General features: G+C 36.4%; 16 protein-coding genes and 1 pseudogene. 8 read left to right on the top strand and 9 right to left on the bottom strand.

Going from position 1 to position 20649, the window contains the following annotated elements; translation table 11 throughout:
- The 5 genes and pseudogenes from FJ213_06010 to FJ213_05990 form a co-directional block, all read left to right on the top strand.
- A partial coding sequence (locus tag FJ213_06010) for an ROK family protein (protein MBM4175712.1) occupies positions 1 to 885 on the top strand: 885 nt, incomplete at its 5' end.
- 7 nt (positions 886 to 892) lie between these two features.
- Positions 893 to 2593 (top strand): DNA repair protein RecN, encoded by a 1701-nt coding sequence (recN, locus tag FJ213_06005; GenBank protein ID MBM4175711.1) that lies wholly within the window; start codon positions 893 to 895, stop codon positions 2591 to 2593.
- A 71-nt stretch (positions 2594 to 2664) separates the two neighbouring features.
- Positions 2665 to 4473, top strand: coding sequence for a glycosyltransferase family 39 protein (locus tag FJ213_06000; protein MBM4175710.1), 1809 nt, complete (start codon positions 2665 to 2667; stop codon positions 4471 to 4473).
- Entirely contained in the window at positions 4386 to 5603 is a 1218-nt protein-coding gene (gene hemW / locus FJ213_05995) for a radical SAM family heme chaperone HemW (protein ID MBM4175709.1), read from the top strand. The genes FJ213_06000 and hemW overlap by 88 nt, the downstream gene beginning before the upstream one ends.
- A gap of 10 nt (positions 5604 to 5613) precedes the next feature.
- A pseudogene (locus FJ213_05990) lies at positions 5614 to 6827 on the top strand (dicarboxylate/amino acid:cation symporter).
- 190 nt (positions 6828 to 7017) lie between these two features.
- On the opposite strand, the gene FJ213_05985 reads toward FJ213_05990, so the two are convergent.
- Entirely contained in the window at positions 7018 to 8037 is a 1020-nt protein-coding gene (locus tag FJ213_05985; GenBank protein MBM4175708.1) for an inorganic phosphate transporter, read from the bottom strand.
- Positions 8037 to 8651 (bottom strand): DUF47 family protein, encoded by a 615-nt coding sequence (locus FJ213_05980; GenBank protein ID MBM4175707.1) that lies wholly within the window; start codon positions 8649 to 8651, stop codon positions 8037 to 8039. The genes FJ213_05985 and FJ213_05980 overlap by 1 nt, the downstream gene beginning before the upstream one ends.
- A 202-nt stretch (positions 8652 to 8853) precedes the next feature.
- Here FJ213_05980 and FJ213_05975 point away from each other — a divergent pair, with 202 nt between their 5' ends.
- Complete coding sequence (locus FJ213_05975; GenBank protein ID MBM4175706.1) at positions 8854 to 10347, top strand: dicarboxylate/amino acid:cation symporter; 1494 nt, start codon at positions 8854 to 8856, stop codon at positions 10345 to 10347.
- A 45-nt stretch (positions 10348 to 10392) separates the two neighbouring features.
- Here FJ213_05975 and FJ213_05970 read toward each other — a convergent pair whose 3' ends face one another.
- From FJ213_05970 to FJ213_05945, 6 genes are all read right to left on the bottom strand, one after another.
- Entirely contained in the window at positions 10393 to 11538 is a 1146-nt protein-coding gene (locus FJ213_05970; protein ID MBM4175705.1) for a WG repeat-containing protein, read from the bottom strand.
- Between the two features lie 250 nt (positions 11539 to 11788).
- Complete coding sequence (locus tag FJ213_05965) at positions 11789 to 12673, bottom strand: T9SS type A sorting domain-containing protein (protein MBM4175704.1); 885 nt, start codon at positions 12671 to 12673, stop codon at positions 11789 to 11791.
- Between the two features lie 81 nt (positions 12674 to 12754).
- Positions 12755 to 13612 (bottom strand): FAD-dependent thymidylate synthase, encoded by an 858-nt coding sequence (locus tag FJ213_05960; GenBank protein MBM4175703.1) that lies wholly within the window; start codon positions 13610 to 13612, stop codon positions 12755 to 12757.
- Between the two features lie 124 nt (positions 13613 to 13736).
- Positions 13737 to 14363 carry a methyltransferase domain-containing protein gene (locus FJ213_05955; protein MBM4175702.1) on the bottom strand — a complete coding sequence of 209 codons (627 nt, stop codon included), beginning with the start codon at positions 14361 to 14363 and terminating at the stop codon, positions 13737 to 13739.
- Between the two features lies 1 nt (position 14364).
- Positions 14365 to 15084 (bottom strand): hypothetical protein, encoded by a 720-nt coding sequence (locus FJ213_05950; protein MBM4175701.1) that lies wholly within the window; start codon positions 15082 to 15084, stop codon positions 14365 to 14367.
- 59 nt (positions 15085 to 15143) lie between these two features.
- Positions 15144 to 17246: a hypothetical protein gene (locus FJ213_05945; GenBank protein ID MBM4175700.1), complete on the bottom strand. Its 2103-nt coding sequence runs from the start codon at positions 17244 to 17246 to the stop codon at positions 15144 to 15146.
- 168 nt (positions 17247 to 17414) lie between these two features.
- Between FJ213_05945 and FJ213_05940 the strand changes: the two genes are divergently transcribed.
- Both FJ213_05940 and FJ213_05935 read left to right on the top strand, forming a co-directional pair.
- Entirely contained in the window at positions 17415 to 17900 is a 486-nt protein-coding gene (locus tag FJ213_05940; protein ID MBM4175699.1) for a hypothetical protein, read from the top strand.
- A 9-nt stretch (positions 17901 to 17909) separates the two neighbouring features.
- Positions 17910 to 18497 carry a TetR/AcrR family transcriptional regulator gene (locus FJ213_05935; protein ID MBM4175698.1) on the top strand — a complete coding sequence of 196 codons (588 nt, stop codon included), beginning with the start codon at positions 17910 to 17912 and terminating at the stop codon, positions 18495 to 18497.
- 51 nt (positions 18498 to 18548) lie between these two features.
- Here the strand turns inward: FJ213_05935 and FJ213_05930 are convergent, their stop codons facing one another.
- Positions 18549 to 20648: a sodium:solute symporter family protein gene (locus FJ213_05930; GenBank protein MBM4175697.1), complete on the bottom strand. Its 2100-nt coding sequence runs from the start codon at positions 20646 to 20648 to the stop codon at positions 18549 to 18551.
- Position 20649 lies beyond the last annotated feature (1 nt).

Genomic DNA, 20649 nt, shown 5'->3' with positions numbered 1-20649 from the left:
ACAGATGCACAAAATGGAGCAGCTGTTGTAATAAAAAGAATAATCGAATGCATCGAAACCGTGTTAGCTCAAGCAAATGTAAAAACAAATCAACTTGCCGCAATTGTTATCGGAATTCCTGGATCGCTCAATTCTCAAAAAGGAATTGTATACTTAGCTCCGAATTTATCTTGGAAAAATATTAATGTTGCAAATCCTATCAAAAAGCATTTCAATGTCCCAACCTTAATCGAAAATGATGCAAACTTGGGAGCTTTGGGGATACATCACTTCGGGCTTGGAAAGAAATACGAAAATCTTTTAGGAATTTTTGTTGGCACGGGAATCGGCGGAGGACTGATCATAAACAATAAAATTTATCGCGGAAAAAGTTTTGCTGCAGGTGAAATTGGACATATCGTAATCGACCCAAACGGCGAAAAGTGCGGGTGTGGAAATTATGGCTGCTTTGAAGCAATAGCAAGCCGTACTGCAATAACACGTGAAATCAAAAGAGTAATTAAAAATGGAAAGAAATCCGTCATAACCAAATTGACAAACAACTATGATTTGATTAAAAGTGGAACGATTTCTTCCGCATTAAAATTGAATGACAAAGTAACCAAGCGGGCGTTGAAATCTGCATCGGAGACGATTGGTTTAGTCATCGGTAATATGTCGAATCTTCTCGACCTGGATGCAGTTGTTCTTGCCGGAGGATTGATCGAAGCATGCGGAGATTTTATGCTGCCAATAATCAGAAAAAATGCCGAAGCTGTTGCTCTTCCTCAAAATTTCAAAGGGATGAAAATCGTGAATTCATCTCTTGGAGACAATGCCGCCCTCTACGGCGGAATTGCATTAGCGAAAGAAAAAGGATTTTTATTTGGATCGAAAACTAATTAAATGTTAAATGCTCAAATCATTAAAAATAAAAGACTATGTTCTGATTGATTTCATCGATGTTGATTTTGAAAGTGGACTCAACATCATCACCGGCGAAACGGGAGTCGGCAAATCGATTATCGTTGATGCGATGAATTTATTAGTGGGCGAACGCGCTTCGAACGAAGTTATTCGCTCCGGCTCGAACAAAGCAATAGTCGAAGGAATTTTTGATGTTACCGGAAATCAAGCAGTTCTAAATTTTCTTGGCGATAACAGTTACGATTTGGGTTCCGAGGTAATTGTTCGCCGGGAAGTTTCTAGTAAAGGCGGCAATCGATGTTTTATCAATGATTCGCCGGCACCACTCTCGCACTTAAAAGAAATTGGAAAATATTTAATTGATCTCCACGGTCAGCACGAGCATCAGTCATTACTACGGTCAGAGACTCACGTTGAGCTTCTCGATAATTTTGGCGGATTAGAAAAACTTCTTGAAGAATATCAAATTTACAATCGAACACTTTCGAAACTCTTCAGAGAAGTTGAAGAATTAAAGAGCAAAGAAAAACTTCTAAAAGAGAAAAAAGATTTTTACGAATTTCAGGCAAAAGAAATCGATGAGATTAATCCAAAGCAAAACGAAGACGAAGACATTTCAGCTCGGCTGCGAATACTTGATAACAGCGAAAAGCTTCACGATTCCACTGCACGGATCTATGAAATTCTTTACGAATCGGATTCTGCTGTTTACGATCAAATGATCAAAGTCCGAAATTTGCTGGATGACCTCAGCAAAATAGACAACATCTTCTCCGAAATGAAAAAAGAAACCGCAGCAATTACTTCCATCGTTGATGAACTTGCAAAGTTCATACAGAGCTATAATTCGAGAATAGAATTTTCTCCGGAATTACTTGAAGAGTATCGTCAAAGGTTAGGTTCACTTGTCATGCTGCAAAAAAAATACGGCGGCTCACTCGACTCGGTTATCGAATACCGGAAAAAAATTGAGAAAGAACTTGCGCTCGCAGAAAATTTTGAAAACGAAATTGCGAACCTCGAAGGTCAAATCGAACAGGAGAGAAAAAAATGTTCAGATGCCGCTGTTCGGTTATCACAAAAACGCCGCGAGACGGCAGAGAAAATCTCTAAATCAATTATCGTAATTCTGAAAGAACTTGGAATCACGAATCCAAAATTCGAAGTAAAAATAGAAAATAAAAAGTCAGATGACAAAAATTCGTTCGTTAAGCTTGGAAAAGATTTCTACAAATCAGATTCAACTGGATTTGATCAGGTTGAATTTTTTATCTCAACAAATCCTGGCGAGGAAGTTAAGCCGCTTGTAAAGGTTGCTTCGGGTGGAGAAATCTCGCGGATTATGCTCGCACTAAAGACAATTCTTGCAAAATCAGATAGACTGCCAATGATGGTATTTGACGAAATAGATGTCGGCGTCAGCGGACGAATTGCGCAAAAGGTCGGTAAAGCATTGAAAAATCTGTCGGAGTTCCATCAGATAATTTCAATTACCCATCTGCCGCAAATTGCAGGGCTCTCAGACTCGCATTATGTTGTTGAAAAAACAGTGAAAGCCGGGAAGTCATTTAGTACAATTCGGAAATTAAAAGCAGATGAGAGGGTGCTGGAAATCGCAAAACTCATAAGCGGCGAAGAAGTTACAGATACAAGTCTTAGAACTGCAAAAGAGTTGATGGAAGGCTGAGATAATTTCGTTATGTCGTTGTTAAATACTTCTGTAAATAAATTTTATTAAAAAGTGAAAATTAAATCGCAATGAACATTAATAATATTTTAAAAAGACGACTTACTTATCTTGAAATTGCAATTCTATTTTTCATTATATCTCTCATCATTTTCTATCCATATATAACGAACAAATTTCATGCAGATGATTTTATTTTTGTATCAATACTTGAAGAAATAATTTCGTTTAATCCTCTAACGGGATTTTGGGCACTCGACTTTCAAGACATTAAAACTTTTGAATCTCTTTGGTGGGCGGATGATGGAGTCAACGGCAGATTTTTTCGTCCAATACCGAGTCTTGTTTTTTCGGCTTTCTTTTTGATTTTTGGACGGGATGCTGCGCTACCATTGCACATGCTTTCAATTTTACTTCATGCACTTGTGTCGTTCACAGTGTTTCTACTTTTTTTAAGATTATCGAAGCGATACACTATTTCGCTAGTTGCCGCCTTTATCTACTTAATTTGCGAAGATCACTCAATGACAATTGGCTGGATTGCAACGAATACAGATATAATGGCAGTTCTATTTATAAATCTTGCACTAATCTTTCATGTCGATTACCGTGAAACATTCATTAAGAAAAAATTTATACTTTCGAATGTATTTTTGTTGATAGCATTTTTCTGTAAAGAAACTGCAGTAATAACTCCTTTTGCAATTATGTTGTATGAATTTATTTTATCAGAGCCGAGTACAAAACAAAAAATTGTTTTCAAAAGATTCTATCAAAGAGCAGTATCATTTTTTGGAATTAGGAAATATTGGCGAGTAAGTTTCTTTCTTCTCATAATTTATGTTGCATTCTATAAGCTTGCGGGCTTTGGTATAAATAATATAATGTATTACGATCCTTTTAAGAGAACGGCATTATATTTATCAAATTTAGTTGTTGGAATTCCGACAATGTTTACCGGACTGCTTACGGCTTATCCCATCGGCTTAAATTTATTCTACAAAGAATATGTATTAGTCGCGGTGATTCTGGGAATTATTTTTTACATTCTTCTTTCAGTTGGATTAGTAAAATTTTGGAAAGAAAAAGTTATTCACTTCTGTTTTCTTCTATTCATTCTCGCTTTGCTTCCACAACTATCAACCGACGCATCTGAGCGGCAGCTTTATTTTCCATTGGTACCTGGAAGTTTCCTGTTGAGTTTTTTGATTTTTCAAATTCCATTTCTCAAGAAAAAATTTCTTAAAGACCACCTGAGCGGAATAAAATATTTTAACAGCATATTCGGTTATTATCTGGCATTCACATCTATTTTTCTCGCCTTATACCTAAGTTTTTATTATGCACAGACTTTTCCGCAAAGTTTTAAATCAATTGAAAATGTTGTTATCAACAGTAAGAAATTTATTGCTAATGAAAAAAACGATAAGATTGTCTACTTAAATACAACCGGGCAATTCCCCACTTTTTATATTAATGATATAATCCGCTATCACTTTAAGGAATACAAAGACGTCCATATTCTTTCGAGCTTCAACGGCAAGATTTGGGTTCAACAAATCTCCGAGAATTCATTCGCTCTGAAAACGAATAAAAGCGGCTGGCTCTCGAATATGTTTGCAAAGATTGTACGTACTCTTCCCAAAATAGAAGTTGGAAGAAAATACGCCAACGAATTATTTACAGCAACGATAGTTCAAACAACTCTTGATCATGAAGACGCACTTTGGGTGAAATTTGATTTTAATCAATTCCTGGATAATATTTTGTTCATTTATTATGACGGATCTGAATTTCACGAGTTGAAATTCGATGGAACAAAAATGGAAGTTTGGCAATTTCTGGGAGATACATCCGACATAATGAAGAGTATGATGTGAAAAAATCCTCGATCTATGTACACATTCCGTTCTGCGATATAAAATGCAACTACTGCGATTTCTATGTTCAAATCAATCATTCTAAATATGATTTGCTTCTTGATTCATTAAAAAAGGAGATTCAATATTTTTCTGACCGTTACAAAGATAAATCGACATTTCACACAATATATTTTGGCGGTGGGACGCCATCATTAGTTGAACCGGAATATATTGATAAAATTATTACAACACTTAAATCAAGATTCATTTTTGATGCACACGTTGAGATAACTTTAGAAACAAATCCAGATACAGTAGATGAAATAAAACTTCGAGAATTAAAATCAATTGGAATTAATCGATTGAGCATTGGCGTTCAGTCATTTAATGATGATGACTTAGAATTTCTTACACGTAATCACAGCGGCAAACAAGCTGCTGAATGCATTGACATCGCTGCAAAATCAGGATACGGAAATATAAACATAGACTTAATCTTTTCTATACCTGGACAGGCTTTAGAAACTTGGAAAGATAATTTGGCAGTCGCCTTAACTCTTCCAATTCAAAATATTTCTGCATACAGTTTGATTTTAGAACCGGGCACCTCACTTTATTATAACGTAAAGCATGGATTTTCAAGCTTAAGATCGATTGAACACGATGCCGAGAGTTATGAATATCTAATCGATACTTTAGTTCGGAATAATTTTGTGCAATACGAAGTATCGAATTTTGCCAAGCCTGGATTCGAGTGCATTCACAATTTAAATTATTGGTATCATGTTAATTATCTAGGATTTGGGCCATCGGCACATTCACTTTGGAATGATAAACGCTGGAATAATTTTTCGAACATCACAAGATATATCGAAGCAGTAAAATCAGTGCAGCATGGAATCAAGAGTGAAGAATTTCTTAATCCCACCGAACTTTACAATGAAAGAATTTATCTCGGATTGAGAAGTCGGGGAATAGATTTAAATTTGTTCAAACAGGATTTTAATATTTCGCTTTTAAGCTCAGAAGAAAAATTTGTAAATGAGTTGTTAAAAAGCGGTTTTGTAATTGTCGATAACAACTTTTTGAAATTGACGAAAAAAGGTTATCTTCTTTGCGATGAAATCTGCGAACAACTCATGGTCTGAAATGAAAAAAATTGCTCTTCATTGGCAAATTCTTATTGCTCTTATTTTCTCCATTCTTTACGGCATATTTTTTACTGAATATGTTGCTTATGTATCCTGGATGGGGGAAATCTTTTTACGGCTTTTAAAAATGGTGATCGTTCCATTGATTTTTACTTCGATTATCTCTGGAGTGACTGGAATTGGGACGGCAGAAAATCTCGGGCGGCTGGGGATGAAAACTTTTATTTCTACATCTCAACCAGCACCTTTGCTATACTAACGGGTTTAGTTCTGGTAAATTTATTTCAGCCTGGAGTGGGAGCGGATCTAGGATTTAAAAAATCGGTCGAAGGGCTGAATGCAGCGGACAGTTCGTTTTTGAATATCATTATCGATCTTGTACCAACAAATATTTTTAATTCGATGGCAAACGGCGAGATGCTTCAGATTATTTTCTTCGCTCTCATTTTCGGATTTTTTATTACAAGACTTTCTAATTCTTATAAAGACAATCTCACAAGCTTCTTTAGTGCGGCATTTGAAGTCATGATGAAAATAACTTCAGTAGTAATAAAACTTACTCCAATTGGTATTTTTGGAATTGTTGCAGGAGTTGTAGCTGAACAAGCCGGTGATTTAAATTCGCTTATTGATATAATAAAAAGATTAGGGATCTACGTGCTCGCAGTTTTCCTCGGATTGTTAATTCATGCCACAATCACACTTCCGTTGATTCTTAAATTCATTGCAAAGGTAAATCCATTTTCACACTTCAAAGCAATGACAACTCCACTGCTTACTGCGTTCTCAACAAGTTCGTCCTCTGCAACGCTTCCACTTACAATGGACGCAGTGGAAAATAATGATGGCGTCTCTAATAAAATTACAAGTTTTGTTTTACCGCTCGGTGCCACTGTTAATATGGACGGCACTGCACTTTATGAGTGCGTTGCCGCAATGTTTATTGCTCAAGCTTATGGCGTTGAGCTTGGATTTCTTCAGCAGGCAATTGTTGTGGTTACTGCATTGCTTGCTTCGATTGGAGCGGCAGGAATTTCAATGGCAGGATTAGTTATGATTACAATTATTTTAACCGCAGTCGGTTTGCCTCTTGAAGGAGTCGGTTTGATTTTAGCTGTAGATAGAATCCTCGATATGTGCCGCACAACTGTAAACGTTTGGAGCGATTCGTGCGGCGCAGTTACAATTGCAAAAACGGAAGGTGAGACTTTAAAAGTCTAATTGCTGTCAACGACCGGTCGGTGACAGCAACAAAACAACTATTGCCCGCTCGGATGGTTTTAGTTTTAATTCTCGCTCTAAAATCTGTTTTACTTCCATAAGATCAAACCTTCGAAAATTAAACTGTCTTACATCTGAAACATATTGAATCGCAAAACAATTTACTAGTTTTATACTAGACAAAGAAAAATCAAAACAAATGTAAAACTTTTATAAACACCCAATATGTTCCAGCAGACACAGAAGCTGAAAGCGGAATTGTCAATACCCAAGCCCAAACTATAATTCTCGCAACTCCCCATCTTACTGCAGAAAGACTTTTAACTGCACCAACACCAGCGATCGAACCGGTGATTGTATGAGTTGTACTTACAGGAATTCCAAAAATTGTTGCACCGATTATTGTTAATCCTGCAGAAGTTTCTGCACTGAAACCACCGAATGGATTTAATTTTGTCATCCGCATACCGAGAGTTTTGATGACTTTCCAACCGCCGACTAACGTTCCAAAAGCTATTACAGTATGACTTGTGATCACTACCCAAAATGGAACATGAAAAGTTTTCGTTGCTATTCCTCCAGATTCACCAGCTGCCATTAATGCTAAAACCATTGTTATGATACCCATCGTTTTTTGAGCATCGTTTGCGCCGTGGCTTAAACTGTATAATCCTGCAGAAACTAACTGCAGTTTCCTAAAATATTTATCAACTATTCGTGGAGGTTTGTTTCTAACAATCCACAAGGTAATAATCGAGAATATATAAGCAATCACAAATCCAAGCATCGGTGCAAAGAAAATGAATAAAATAACCTTAGTAAATCCTAACATTATGAGAGATTCAAATCCTTGTTTCATTACTGCGGCTCCACCCATTCCACCAATAATCGCATGTGAAATGCTGATCGGTAAACCTCTATGTGTTGCGATAGATGAAACAACAATTGCGCCAACAAGTCCGGAGAAAATAACTTTATAATCTATTATTTTGCCATCGATCAAACCCGCACCGATAGTTTTAGCAACATCAGTTCCAAAAACAAATGCAGCGACAAAATTAAAAAATGCCGCCCATAAGACAGCGTGAAATGGTTTAAGAACTCTTGTAGAAACAACTGTCGCAATTGAATTCGCAGCATCGTTCATTCCATTATAGAAATCGAATACAAGTGCAAGAAAGATAATAAAGAGGGGAAAAAATAATTCCATTAGCTGTTCTTTATAAATATTGAAATGATAACGTTAGCGGTTGATTGACATTTGTCTGATGCATTCTCGAGCATATCCAAAATTTCTTTTTTCTTAATAAGAGTTATAGCATCCATTTCTTTTGCGAAGAGATTTTTCATCGCATTGCGGTAAATGTGATCGGCTTCGGTTTCGAGATCTTTTACTGCCTCACATTCGTTGAAGTGATCTCCCTTACGAAGATCCTGAATAGCCCTGCCGAGTTCTTTTAATTGCTGCACAACGATCGCTGTAAGTTTATCAGCGTCTTCAATTTTTTTGGTAAGATTGTAAGTCTCAACTCGCGATACTGCGCCCACTAAAATATCTCCGATGCCGTCAAGTTTTTTTATCAGATTAAAAATATCTTCTCGGTCAAATGGAGTGATAAAAGTTTTATTCAGCCGTTTCGTAACTTTAGATGTTATCTCATCGCATCTTTTTTCAATTGGTTTTAATTTTAGGTATAAATCTGGATCGTAGCTTGATGCAGTGAAAAAATCGTGAGTTGATTTAGCAATATCTTCAAGATGTTTTACCATCTCATTGAAGTTTTCAAAGTACTTCTCTTCTTTAGGCATTAGTTTCTTAAACATTTTGATTCCCTTAATTCATAAATTGTTGGAGTCGAACTTAGCAAATAAACCTGAAGAAATGAAAGAGAAAGATTTAAAATTATTGCAATAAAAACCTTCGTTTTTTCAAAAATATTGAGCTTTTCTAACCATTTGAGCTAAAATTATTCTGATTGTATTCTATGCATTGTTTTCCTAAACTTGACCAATTTTTAGGTGAGTTATGAAATTATTGAAGATGAAACTTCACACTCAAATTGTGCTTGCATTGTTACTCGGTGCAGTCTTCGGTGCAATCTTTCACATCGATAAGAATCTTCTTGAAATATCTTACATTGAAAATGGAATTCAAAAATCTGAACAGATGCAGAACTGGAATTCATTCGCTTTTATTTCGGATAAAACAAGTTCATTTTCTGGGAAAGATCAATTACTGATAATTCAAAAGTTCAAATCGTTTTCTTCGGAAGAACGAAAATTAATCAAGCTGAATATTGATGAAAGAATATTTGAAAATGTGAAGTCTGTAGAGAAAGTTAAAACAATTGCAATCTACATTAAACCGATAGGTGATATTTTTATTCGACTATTGAACATGATTGCAATTCCATTAGTCCTTGCTTCGCTAATTGTCGGTGCTGCAAGTCTTGGTGATATTAAAAGACTTGCTCGCATCGGCGGAAAAACTATTTCGATATATTTAGTGACAACCGCATTTGCTATTTCGGTTGGATTAGTTCTTGCCAATCTTGTTCAGCCCGGAACAAGAATGCCCGAAAGCACTAAGCAGGAATTATTAGCTACTTATCAAACTGATGCAAGTAAAAGAATCCAAACCGAAGTCGATGTCGATGTGATGACTCAAATTGTAAATCTCGTTCCCCGCAATCCAATTAAAGCAATGGCTGATGCAGAAATGCTTCAAATTGTTTTCTTCGCTGTGTTTGCTGGGGTTGCATTGACTTTTGTTCGTAAAGAAAAACAACAGGCGGTGGTTAATTTCTTTGACGGATTGAGCGATACGATGATAAAGTTGGTAGACTTAATTATGAAAATCGCTCCATACGGAGTTTTCGCACTCATCGCGGCAACAGTTGGAGAGTTCGGTTTTGAAATTCTTCAAACGCTTATTTGGTACTCGCTTACAGTTTTAATAGGATTGTTTATTCACACAGTTTTTGTTTACGGCGGGATGCTAAAACTTTTCAGCAGAATGAAAATCAGAACATTCTTCAAAGGAATGAGGCGCGCCCAGACAATTGCATTCAGTACAAGTTCGAGTGCCGCAACACTACCAGTAAACATGGAATGCTGTGAGGAAAATCTTGGTGTCTCAAAAGGAATTACGAGCTTTACTCTTCCGCTTGGTGCAACGATAAATATGGATGGAACTGCACTCTATCAAGGAGTTGCGGCTGTTTTTATTGCCCAAGTCTACGGAATGGATCTAAGTTTATTTGAACAATTAATGATAGTATTAACTGCTGTACTTGCATCAATTGGAACTGCACCTGTGCCAGGTGTGGGCATAATTATGCTAATCATTGTATTAAAAGCTGTTCACGTACCTGAAGAAGGAATTGCTTTGGTATTGGGAGTCGATAGAATTCTCGATATGTGCAGAACTGTTACAAACATAACAGGCGATGCAGCAGTCAGCGTTGTAATTGCTCAATCAGAAGGGGAATTGAAGAAGCCCGATTTGAGTGAAGCTTAGTTTATTTTGCCGTCACCGAGCGTTCGGTGACGGCAATTGATTCAACTAAATAAAATTCACAAAAAAGACAAATTCACCCTTTTTATTGATGAACCCCTTTTTTGTTTTTTTGTTCTTGTCATCGAATTTTTCAGCATAAGCAAGGCCGGAATAAAATGGTTCCAATACTGAGAATTCAAATTTAATTACAGTATTACCTTTTGTGTCGAGCATCCCCCTTTTCCCATCTTTCATTGCGATTGCCAATCCTTCCTGAAATCCAGAGAAAAAAGTCACATTTTCTTTATACTTATTGGTATATGGAAATTCTTTTACTGATTTGCCATTCAGATCAATTATCTGAAAGAATTGCTGGTTCTTTGAGTCGTTTAATGATACAACAGCAAATCCATCTTTGAATTGAAAAGTATGATTATATTTTGGCTCACTAATTATTTTACCTTCTTTATCAATTATACCACGTTTGTAATCCGAACCGATAAAAAACGTTCTTTCTCCTGAAAACGGTTCTGGACATTCTTTGAACTTTGGCTCGATAATATATTTTCCGGATGCGTCAATAAGCCCCCAGCGATTATCTTTCTGAACAAAGGCAACATTCTCACAAAAATCTGTCGCAGCATCAAACATCGGTTCAATAACGACTTCTCCTTTTTTGTTCATAAATCCATTTTGAAATTCTTTTTGAAATCTCATTAATCCGTTTTTAAACTTGCCACCGTCGTGCCAACCGATTTCTTCAGCAATAATTTTACCTTCAGTATTGATAAGAGAGAAAACTCGGCTATCTTGGATTATTGCTGCAATACCGTCTGAAAAATTAAAAGCATGTGTGAATTTGTATGGAATTACAAGTTTACCTTGCTTATCTATATAACCGCATTTCTCAGTTTCCGTATCAAGGACGACAAGCATTCCTTCGTCGAAATACGGCAACGCGCCCCATTCTTCTATGTAAACTGCAAACTTCGGTTCGATAGCAATTTTCCCATTCACATCAAGAAAACCCCAATCATCACGAAGTTGAATCGGAGCCAAGCCTTCCTTAAAAAAGCCAATTTGCTTACACTCGATTGTTGGCTGCGCAATTGATAGATTACTAAAAAGACAAGCCCAAAGCATGGGCATCAAAAAGCGGACTCTCATTTTTTCCTCCCTTTTATCTTTAGTAGATGAAGTCCAATTCTTCATCAAAATAGTTGTTTAATGGATTTTTAGTAAAATGACCTTTACAATTCTATCGTAAAATACGATGGATTAATTTGAATTACAACAGAGGCTGTCTTAAAATGTTCTCTCGATACTCGATTTCTAAGAAATAGAGAACATTGGATTTTTTTTGCCGTCACCGAGCGTTCGGTGACAGCAGTATGCGTGACCAGACCTTGAAGGTTACAAAAACTTAATCCGAGGAACCTTCAAGGTCTATTAATAACTGAAATCACTTTAGATAAATTAGTTTCTTTATTGAATTGAATCCTTCTGTATCGAGTCTGTAGAAATAAACACCTGATTGTAAATTGTATTTTGCTGCATCAAAGTAAACTTCATGCCTGCCATTGTTCTTGAACTCATTAACCAACTCAGCGATTTCTTCACCAAGCATATCATATACTTTCAACGAGACATGACCATTAACTTTTAGCTGATAACTAATAACCGTTCCCGGATTAAACGGATTCGGATAATTCTGTTCAAGTCTAAAATCGTTTACAAGAAGTTCGTCATCAACAGAAATTGTGTTTACAACAATGGTTTTATTTGCAGCAAAATTCCACTGATCTCCATTGCTCCCACCAGTGAAATTTACTGAATTGCCATTCGCGAATAGTGTAACATTTCCAGCAATTGATGGCGCTGTATATTCAAATTGAAAGGTTACCGATCCAGATACAGGCGCTTTAGGTGATGTATGCGTTAATTCGCCTCCCGATGATCGAAGTCCAGAACCTGTAATTACACCCAATGAGCCGGAGCTTGCAGCTATGTTTGTACCGGCACGAACCAAAGGTCCACCAGAAATAGTCAATGTGTAAGTTGCTTTTTGCCCAATAATAAGAGAGGAGGGTCCGTCAATTATGACATTTACTGCAGTAGTTGGTGAACTTCCGTGGCAGTTGCATCCATCTGTAGTGGTTTTTTTTGTTTGCCCTGTAATTCCGGAACTAAAGGCGTATAAAAAAAATGAAGAAATAGCAATGAAGAAAATAGAAAATCTTGTTAGGAATATTTTATTTCTTTTGATAAAGCTCATAATCTTTCCTTTTACAATATAGTTGTGGTTTAAATTAATTTTGAGAACTTGAACTATTAAACAACGAACCATCCAAAAAAATTCACAAGGTTGGAAGTGGGGAGTATTTAGTGCTGTCACCAACCGGTCGGTGACGGCAGATGAAGTTCCAGATTAGAGTTTTCGAATCTTTTTAAGTTTTTCAGCAAGTTCAGCAATTTCGTAGCTGGAAAGATCAAGTTGTTCTAATTTCTGATTAGGAATTTCTTCTGGGAAAAATTCTTTCAGTGCCGTCAGTTCTGTTTTTGACAAAGTGATGGAGTTAAAAATGTAATCCTCAAAAGCTTCCCAAGCTAAAGGCGCCACTCTATTCACCATCTCACCCATAGCTTTAGCATAGACTCTGATTTCATATTGAGCATGATCGTCTATTCGAAGTCTTAGGAAGTGGAAAAGATTATGGAGATCAATTTTCCAGTACCACTGAGTATAAAGCGAGAGCGGCAGATTTATACGTGCAAGCTCACGCGAGACGTTGCTTTCGAGCATTTCATTGTATCCATTAAAGGAAGATTTTTGTTCTTCCATAAGTAAATTCAAAACCTTCTGACGAATTTCCAATGGGATTTCTTCTTCACTTCTCCCTTGACGATTAGTTGTGCTCTGCGGTTTGATGTCTTTTTTTTCCGGTAAATAAAATTCTTCCGGCATAATTGAGTATCGGCCGGAATATTCATTAACATTTGCAGTACGGTGGCGTATCCATTGTCTTGCAACGAATATCGGAAGCTTCACATGAAATTTTAATTCTACCATTTCGAAAGGAGTTGTATGATGATGCCGCATCAAGTATCGAATTAAAGTTCTATCTTCGCGGATAGTCTTAGTTCCTTTACCGTAACTAACTCTTGCAGCTTGGACTATCGATTCATCGCTTCCCATGTAATCTATTAAACGAACAAAACCATGGTTAAGACATTTATATTCTTTTTCTAAAATTTCTTCCGCTGCCGAAACAATAACTCTTGGCATAATTTTTATTTAATTGTAACCATTCTCTTATATGAATTGCTGGTCAATTTAACATTTTTAGTGAAATGAAAAAAATGCCGACCATTTTTCTACTATCACAACAGATTGAATCTCTAACAAACAACTACTTTTTTCTTCCAAGAAACCTAACGACCGAAGCTTTACCTTGATGAAGTATTCCTTCGTTCAGAATCGTCTCCACCTCGTCCAATTGAATAATTTCAAAATCATTAAAGTCGTTTTTTAATTCTTCAACCGTGTAGAGTAAATCGATATTTTTAGGACCGCCGCTTTCAAATTGAAGCTGACGTGGCGAGTAAGCTTCAAGCAGGAAAATTCCATTCGATTTCAAAGAGGATTTTACATTTTGATGAAGTTTTTTTCGGCTGAAAGAATCAAGATGAAAATAAATCGATATAGTCGTTCCCCAGAAATCGTTTTTGAATTCGTATTCATTTATGTTGCTTAAAATCGTTTTTAGTGTGACATTATTTTCCTCAGCTAGTAGTCTTACTTTTGCAAGAGCTTTCTCGGAAAAATCGAGTGAGGTTACATCGAACTGTTCTGATGCAAGATAAACTCCATTTCTTCCCTCGCCGTCTCCTAAGAGTAGTATTGGATTTTGAAAGTGAGCTGGATTATTCTCATAGGTTGACTTTAAAAATTGATTTGGCTCCTTTCCGTAAACATATTCTTCGGAAGAAAATCTCTCATCCCACATTTCTTTTCCCGGTGAATTTTCTTTACCCATATTAAAAATGTACTGCCAAACCGAAAATAAAGTTTATTCCATCTACGTTTATCCGCGAATAAAATTCATTGTTCAATACACGAATCCGGTCACCGTTTATAGTTGTTTCAGTTGGAGAGTATTTGCTCTTCACTTCGAAGTCAGGATCTCTGAACTTCATATCAAATCTTATTGAGACAAAATCATAAACAAAATACTCGGCACCTGCTGTAACATGAAATCCGAAAGTGATTTTTTTCTCAACCGGTGAAACAGAAATCTCTCCGATTTTTCTTACGTGTTTACCAATGTAAGCACCGAATCCCCCTCCCATTACCATTCTAAACGAATTTCCGCTGAACGGGAAAACATAATATCCTGTAAATTCTATAGGAATTAATTCATAGCCATCTGTGATGTTCATTGTTCGCACTAGATCATTACGTAAAACTCGCATTGGGAAATCAGTTTTTAATTTTGAAAGATATTCGGCGCCTACTCCGGCTAATATTGTTTGGTTGTAAAGATTTATTCTGTATTCAAAAGAGTAGCTCCAAATTTTATCAAATCTGTAATGGGAGTTTCGTACAATTGGATCGGATGATTGCGGATTTAAAAACATTTTTGAAGTTGTAATGTAATTCACCGAACCGCTGAAGCTGTGGCGATAGCCATGCGGCTGCCCGAATACATGAGCGGTTAAAGAAGTAAAAATTATAATTATGTAGAAAATCTTTCTCATAAAAAAAGGCTGTTATAGTTTAACAGCCTTGATAAGTAAATAAAAATTTTGATCAAAAACTATCTATAATATTTGTACCGATAGTCTTCAATGTTAGATGTCTTTTTCAGCTCGTTCAGCCAATTATTAAATAATTGCGATCTTTTTTCCTGAAAGATCTGATTTCGTAAAATATTTTTTTGAACACTGTAGGCAGTTGTGTCAAAATCCGACTTCGAAACCAATTGAATTAAATAGTAACCGCGGTTTCCTTTAATTGGTTGAGATAGTTGTTGATTCGGTTTCATAGTGAAAGCTGTATAATTGAAATTAAAATCTCTTCCAACGCCTCCGCCGACAAATTGCCCGTAATTAAATGATCCGGTTTGAGTTGTGAGCAGACTTGGATCTACCGAAGTTAAATAATCCAAACTTTCTCCAGAAGGAATTTTCTTTTTCATTTCTTCGGCTTTCTTTTTCATCATTTCCATTTTCTTTTCACGCAACACGGTTGGTTTTATTCCATCCTTAACTTCTTCAAATGTTTTTACTCCGGAGTTAATAACTTCCGAAACTTTCACAACAACATAGCCATTCTGAATTCTAAAAACGTCACTGACATCCCCGAGATTGTTTTCAAAAGCGAATTTGACAATAGCTTTGTGCATTCCGATTCCGGGAACGAATTCTGTTTTATCATTAAATGGGGTTGTCTCTTGGACGGGATATTTCATTAATTCAGCTTCTTTGTCGAAATCACTTCCTTTGTCTATGATATACGCAAAATCAGTCGCCGCATTATAAATTTCTTCGCGGGTTTGTGCGGAGACTTTTACCGGATTGTTTAACTCGGCAGCAATTACAACTCTTTTACTTTTGTCGAACACTTTTATTATGTGGAAGCCATAGTTTGTTTTAACTGGCCCAACTAATTCACCGATCCTCGCGCCGTATGCAGCTTTTTCAAATTCCGGAACCATCATCCCTTTTCCAAACCATCCTAAATCGCCCCCCTGTGCTGCAGACACTGGATCTTGTGAATAATCTTTTGCGGTTTTAGAAAAGTCAGCTCCACTTCGCAGATCGGCAAGAATTTCATTAATTTTCTTTAACGCTAAAGAAGTGTCGACGCCAAAATTTATCAATACGTGAGAAGCTAAAACATACTCATCTTGAGCGGTGCTGTCTCTCACAATTTTGAAAACAGAATATCCATCATACGTTGGAGCTGGGCCCACGACATTGCCAGCTTTTCCCGAATACAAAACCTTTTCACCTTCTTTTGGAAGTGAACCATGGGGAAATGCTTTTTCCTGGTAAGGTTTTGTTGAATAAATTTTTACAATACTGGCAAAGTCAGTATCACGTTTTGCTTCCTCGGCAATTGATTTCAATCCTTTAAAAACTGATTCGCTGTCAGATTTTGTTGCGACCTCTCTGAACATTACGTGTTTCAATTTTCTCTGCGCTTCAATTTTATAGAGGTCGAGATTTTTGTTGTAATAATTTTTTAATTCTTCATCTGTAACTTTAACTTGGTCATCCGGGATTGTATTTGGATCGAATAGAACAAACTTTGCATCTGCTGAAAGACTTTGTTCCTTAAATTTTCTCTTAATATCGTTTTCGGGAATTACTATCGAAGCTTGAATAAAACTCTGCAATTTTTCCTGTAGCTGCTGTTGTTTCACTGCATCTTCGGCCTGAACGAGAGCTTCTTTATTTCTTGGATCCATGAGTGCTTGTTCATAAATAGAACGGTTGAAATTGCCAAGTGAATCAATGAAATTTCGTTTTAAGAATTCAGGAGGATCTTCTCCCAAAATGATATCGCGAATTTCATCATCTGTAACATTAATTCCCCACTTTTCGATTTGCTGTTCGATTAAGATTTGGGTTACATACGCATCCCAAACCTGCTGTCGGAAAGTTTCGAACTGATCATCTTCAATATCTTGACCGCTCTGTGCTTTTTGGTTTTCGCGTGCGCGTTCAACAAGTTGATTGAATTCCAAGTAAGTAATTTCCTTGCCATTAATTTCTCCAATAACAGGATTTTGTCTTCCAGTATCGAGTCCGAGATATCCCATTCCCCAATCGAAAATAATCGTAATCAAAAATACAACTACTAATCCAATTAGAATGACAGGCATATTATCCCGCATTTTGGTCATAATTGCCATGCTTTAGTTCTCCTATTAATCAATAAACGTTAAAAAAAGCTAACAAATATAGGGTGATAGAGTTATAAAATCAATTTCGCTCTTTGGTTTTTATTGAAGAATTTATGATAAAAACATAAGTTGAAACAAAATCGAGATAGAATAATTTTTAATTGCTTTCTTTTATAAATGGTAAATATTAACCTAAAATCAAGCATTTTTATTACAATTTTAACTGCACTGTTATTTTTTCCGATCTATGTCTCTGCACAAGAATATTTAATTGAAAATCTCACCTGGCTCACTGGTTCCTGGAAATCTCAAACAGAACCCCAATCGGTTGAAGAATTTTGGATTGAACCACGAAATGGAATTATGCTTGGAGTCAATAGAACTATTTCAAAATCCGGCAAAGTATTTTTTGAATATTTGAGAATTGTTGAAAGGGATAAGAAACTTTTTTATATCGCAAGTCCTGGAGGAAAAAAAGAAACTGAATTCGAAATGGTCGAAATAAAAAACGGAGAAGTGATTTTCGAAAATCCAGAACACGATTTTCCGCAAGTGATAAAATATAAACTCGATAAATCTAAAGTTCTTATTGCGGAGGTGACAGGAATATTAAATGGAAAAACGAATTCACTCACATGGAAATTTGAACGTGAAAAAAAATAGAGAAAAACTTTGAAAAATAATCCACGAAAAGAATTAATAATAAAGTCCGCGAGGGAGAGGTTTGCAAGATACGGATTCAAAAAAACTTCGATGAATGATATTGCTGGCGATTTAAGAATGGGCAAAGCGACCCTCTATCATTATTACAAAACCAAAGAAGAAGTGTTCAATGCTGTGATCAAGTTTGAATTGAATGAGTTTTCAAAAGAACTTTTACAGCTTGAGAAGAACAAAGATCAAACTTTAAACGAAAAACTTATCGAATATTTGCATATTCGTCAAAAAACTTTTGATGACGGAAGCAACTTGACTCAAATTCAAATTGATGCCGTTGGATTGATGCACTTGCTTGATGAGAAGTCGCCTTATTTCAGTCTGATCGAATCAGAAGAAAAATTTCTATTCAATTTGTTAAAAGATCACTTTAAAAAGGAAAAGTACTTAGAAGAAGAAACTAAACCTCTTGCCCAAATGATAGCGCGGTTTGCACGCGGATTAATTTTAATGTCGAAAGTCGATTCAAAGAAACCAGCAAATGAAATTTCAATCGAGAATGAGTGGAAAGTGTTTGTTGATAAAATAATTCTTGGGATTTAATTTTTAAAATTGTTCAACTTCAATCCCCTTATCTAAATTATTTTAGAAACTCTACATCTCTTTCTCAGCAGTAAGCTTTTTACCCTTCACGAATATACCAGTTTTTTTCTGATCCTTAGTTATATAAACAACCCCATCTTCATCATGTGGTTTGCCATATACAGAGTGAATGGATTTGAGCCCGCCGAAAATCTTTCTTGCATCGCACAAATAAACTAGGTCGCCGACTTCTGCGGACATTTTTTTCATATCGCTCTTTGAACAATTGACCGTATCATCATCTTCATCATCTTTAATTTTCCATTGGACTTTAATGACCTTTCCTTCCTTCTCATTTACCTTTCCCCCCTTGAAGAATTCTTTAGCTTTTTCAATTGACCAAATAGTTAATCCTTCCGTCTTTTCGTTTTCATCATATTTTATATAATAAGTCGATGCAAGAGCGACTAATGCAATTAAAGTCAGACTTAAGATTAACAGAACAGCTAAACTGGCGGCATTAAAAATTATTGCACTGAAGATAATTGCGATAATAAACGTAACAACGACCATTATTCCGCGGTCGTTTTTCTTATCGCGTAATTTCTTTATTAATCGTCTTTGTTGCTTTGTAGTAAAAGCAACCACAACTCCAATTGCCACACACACGAAAGTATTATATAACGCTCCAATATAGATATAGGGATGCTTTGGATCCATCGGTGTACCATGATCAAAGATTGCGATCAACGGATTTGGATAATATGCACCAAGCATCATCATTGCAACGCCTGCAATAAATGTTGTGATCACTGCCGCAGGTGTGAATCTTTTCCAAAGAACTCCGAAAAATATTGCTACAACAAGCGGCGGTGTAAGAGTTGAATGAAAGTATCCATGAGCTTCATAGACCGTAGGGAATTGACTAAAAGGAATTACAGCCAATACACCAACAGAAGTAAACACTATCGAGGCAATTCTTGCGGCAAACAATTCTCGTTTGTCTTCCTTCTTAAAGGATGAAGACTGCTTTTTCAACCATTTCTTTACAGGGCGATGAATATCATTTATATAGATAGCCGCAATTGCATTTATCAAAGTATCGACCGTTGACATTAAAGCTGCAGTTAGCGCTGCCATTATAAATCCAAACACTCCAGGCTGAGCGATAACATTTGCAACTACAACAAAAATTTGATCAGGATGAGTGTTCGGGCTTACAACATCAGGGCTTGTAATCGAAATTGCTTTACCAATCCAGCCGGCATTTCCGACAACTATCGCAGAGAGCGGAAGCATAAAAAGTATATTAAATGCAGCGGCTTTTCGTCCCTCGTCAACGCTTTTTGTTGACATGAAACGCATCACTAGCCCCATGTTCATAAATAAAAATCCAATGGAGCCAGCAACTCCATCCTGCCAAAAGATTCCGACGAAATTAAAATCTGGTGGCGTGTTAAACTTTGCAAGTGGTAATTTCCATTCGGTTGGGAGAACACTCCAGAAAACTTGAAATCCACCGACATAGTCTATGCCCAAAAGAAAAACGAACATACCTGCAAAAATCAGAATGAAACCTTGGAGAAGATCAGTGAAGATAACTGCAGTTTGACCGCCGAATGTTATGTAGGCGCCTGTAATAAATGCGATAACGATGATCAGTCCCATCAATGTAACATCGAATTGAAAAATTCCAAAATCAAAACTCGGTGGAAGAAGCGGAAGAATCGCTTTGCCCATTGTTAGAAATCCAATTCCGACGTATCCGACCATGTAAAGTAGCAGCAGAAGTGTCGCTAAAAATCTTGCGGATGGACTGAAACGTTTTTCAAAATATTCCGGGATAGATCTGATTTTTGTATAGACTAAAATCGGAAGCCAGCCAAACATGAAGAATGGAACGAAGAACCAATCATTCATATACGCCATTGTCGAAGAGATACCGTGTTCGAATCCCTTTGCTGAATATTTTATAAAGCTATGGCTGCCGACACCTGTTGCTACAATTGACATCGCAATAAGCCACCAAGCAAATCTTCTCCCGCCAAAAAAGAAATCGGTTGTAGTACGATTGTAACGTCCGAAATAACTTCCGAACAACATAATGGCAATAAAATAAACTGCCATTACAATCCAATCTATTCCAGTTCCAATGCTGTGAATGTTATTCATA

This window comes from Ignavibacteria bacterium, assembly GCA_016873845.1.
Taxonomy (GTDB): Bacteria; Bacteroidota; Ignavibacteria; order Ch128b; family Ch128b; genus JAHJVF01.
The sequence above is the reverse complement of the archived record's forward strand: the minus strand, read 5'-3'. Positions and strand labels throughout refer to the sequence as shown.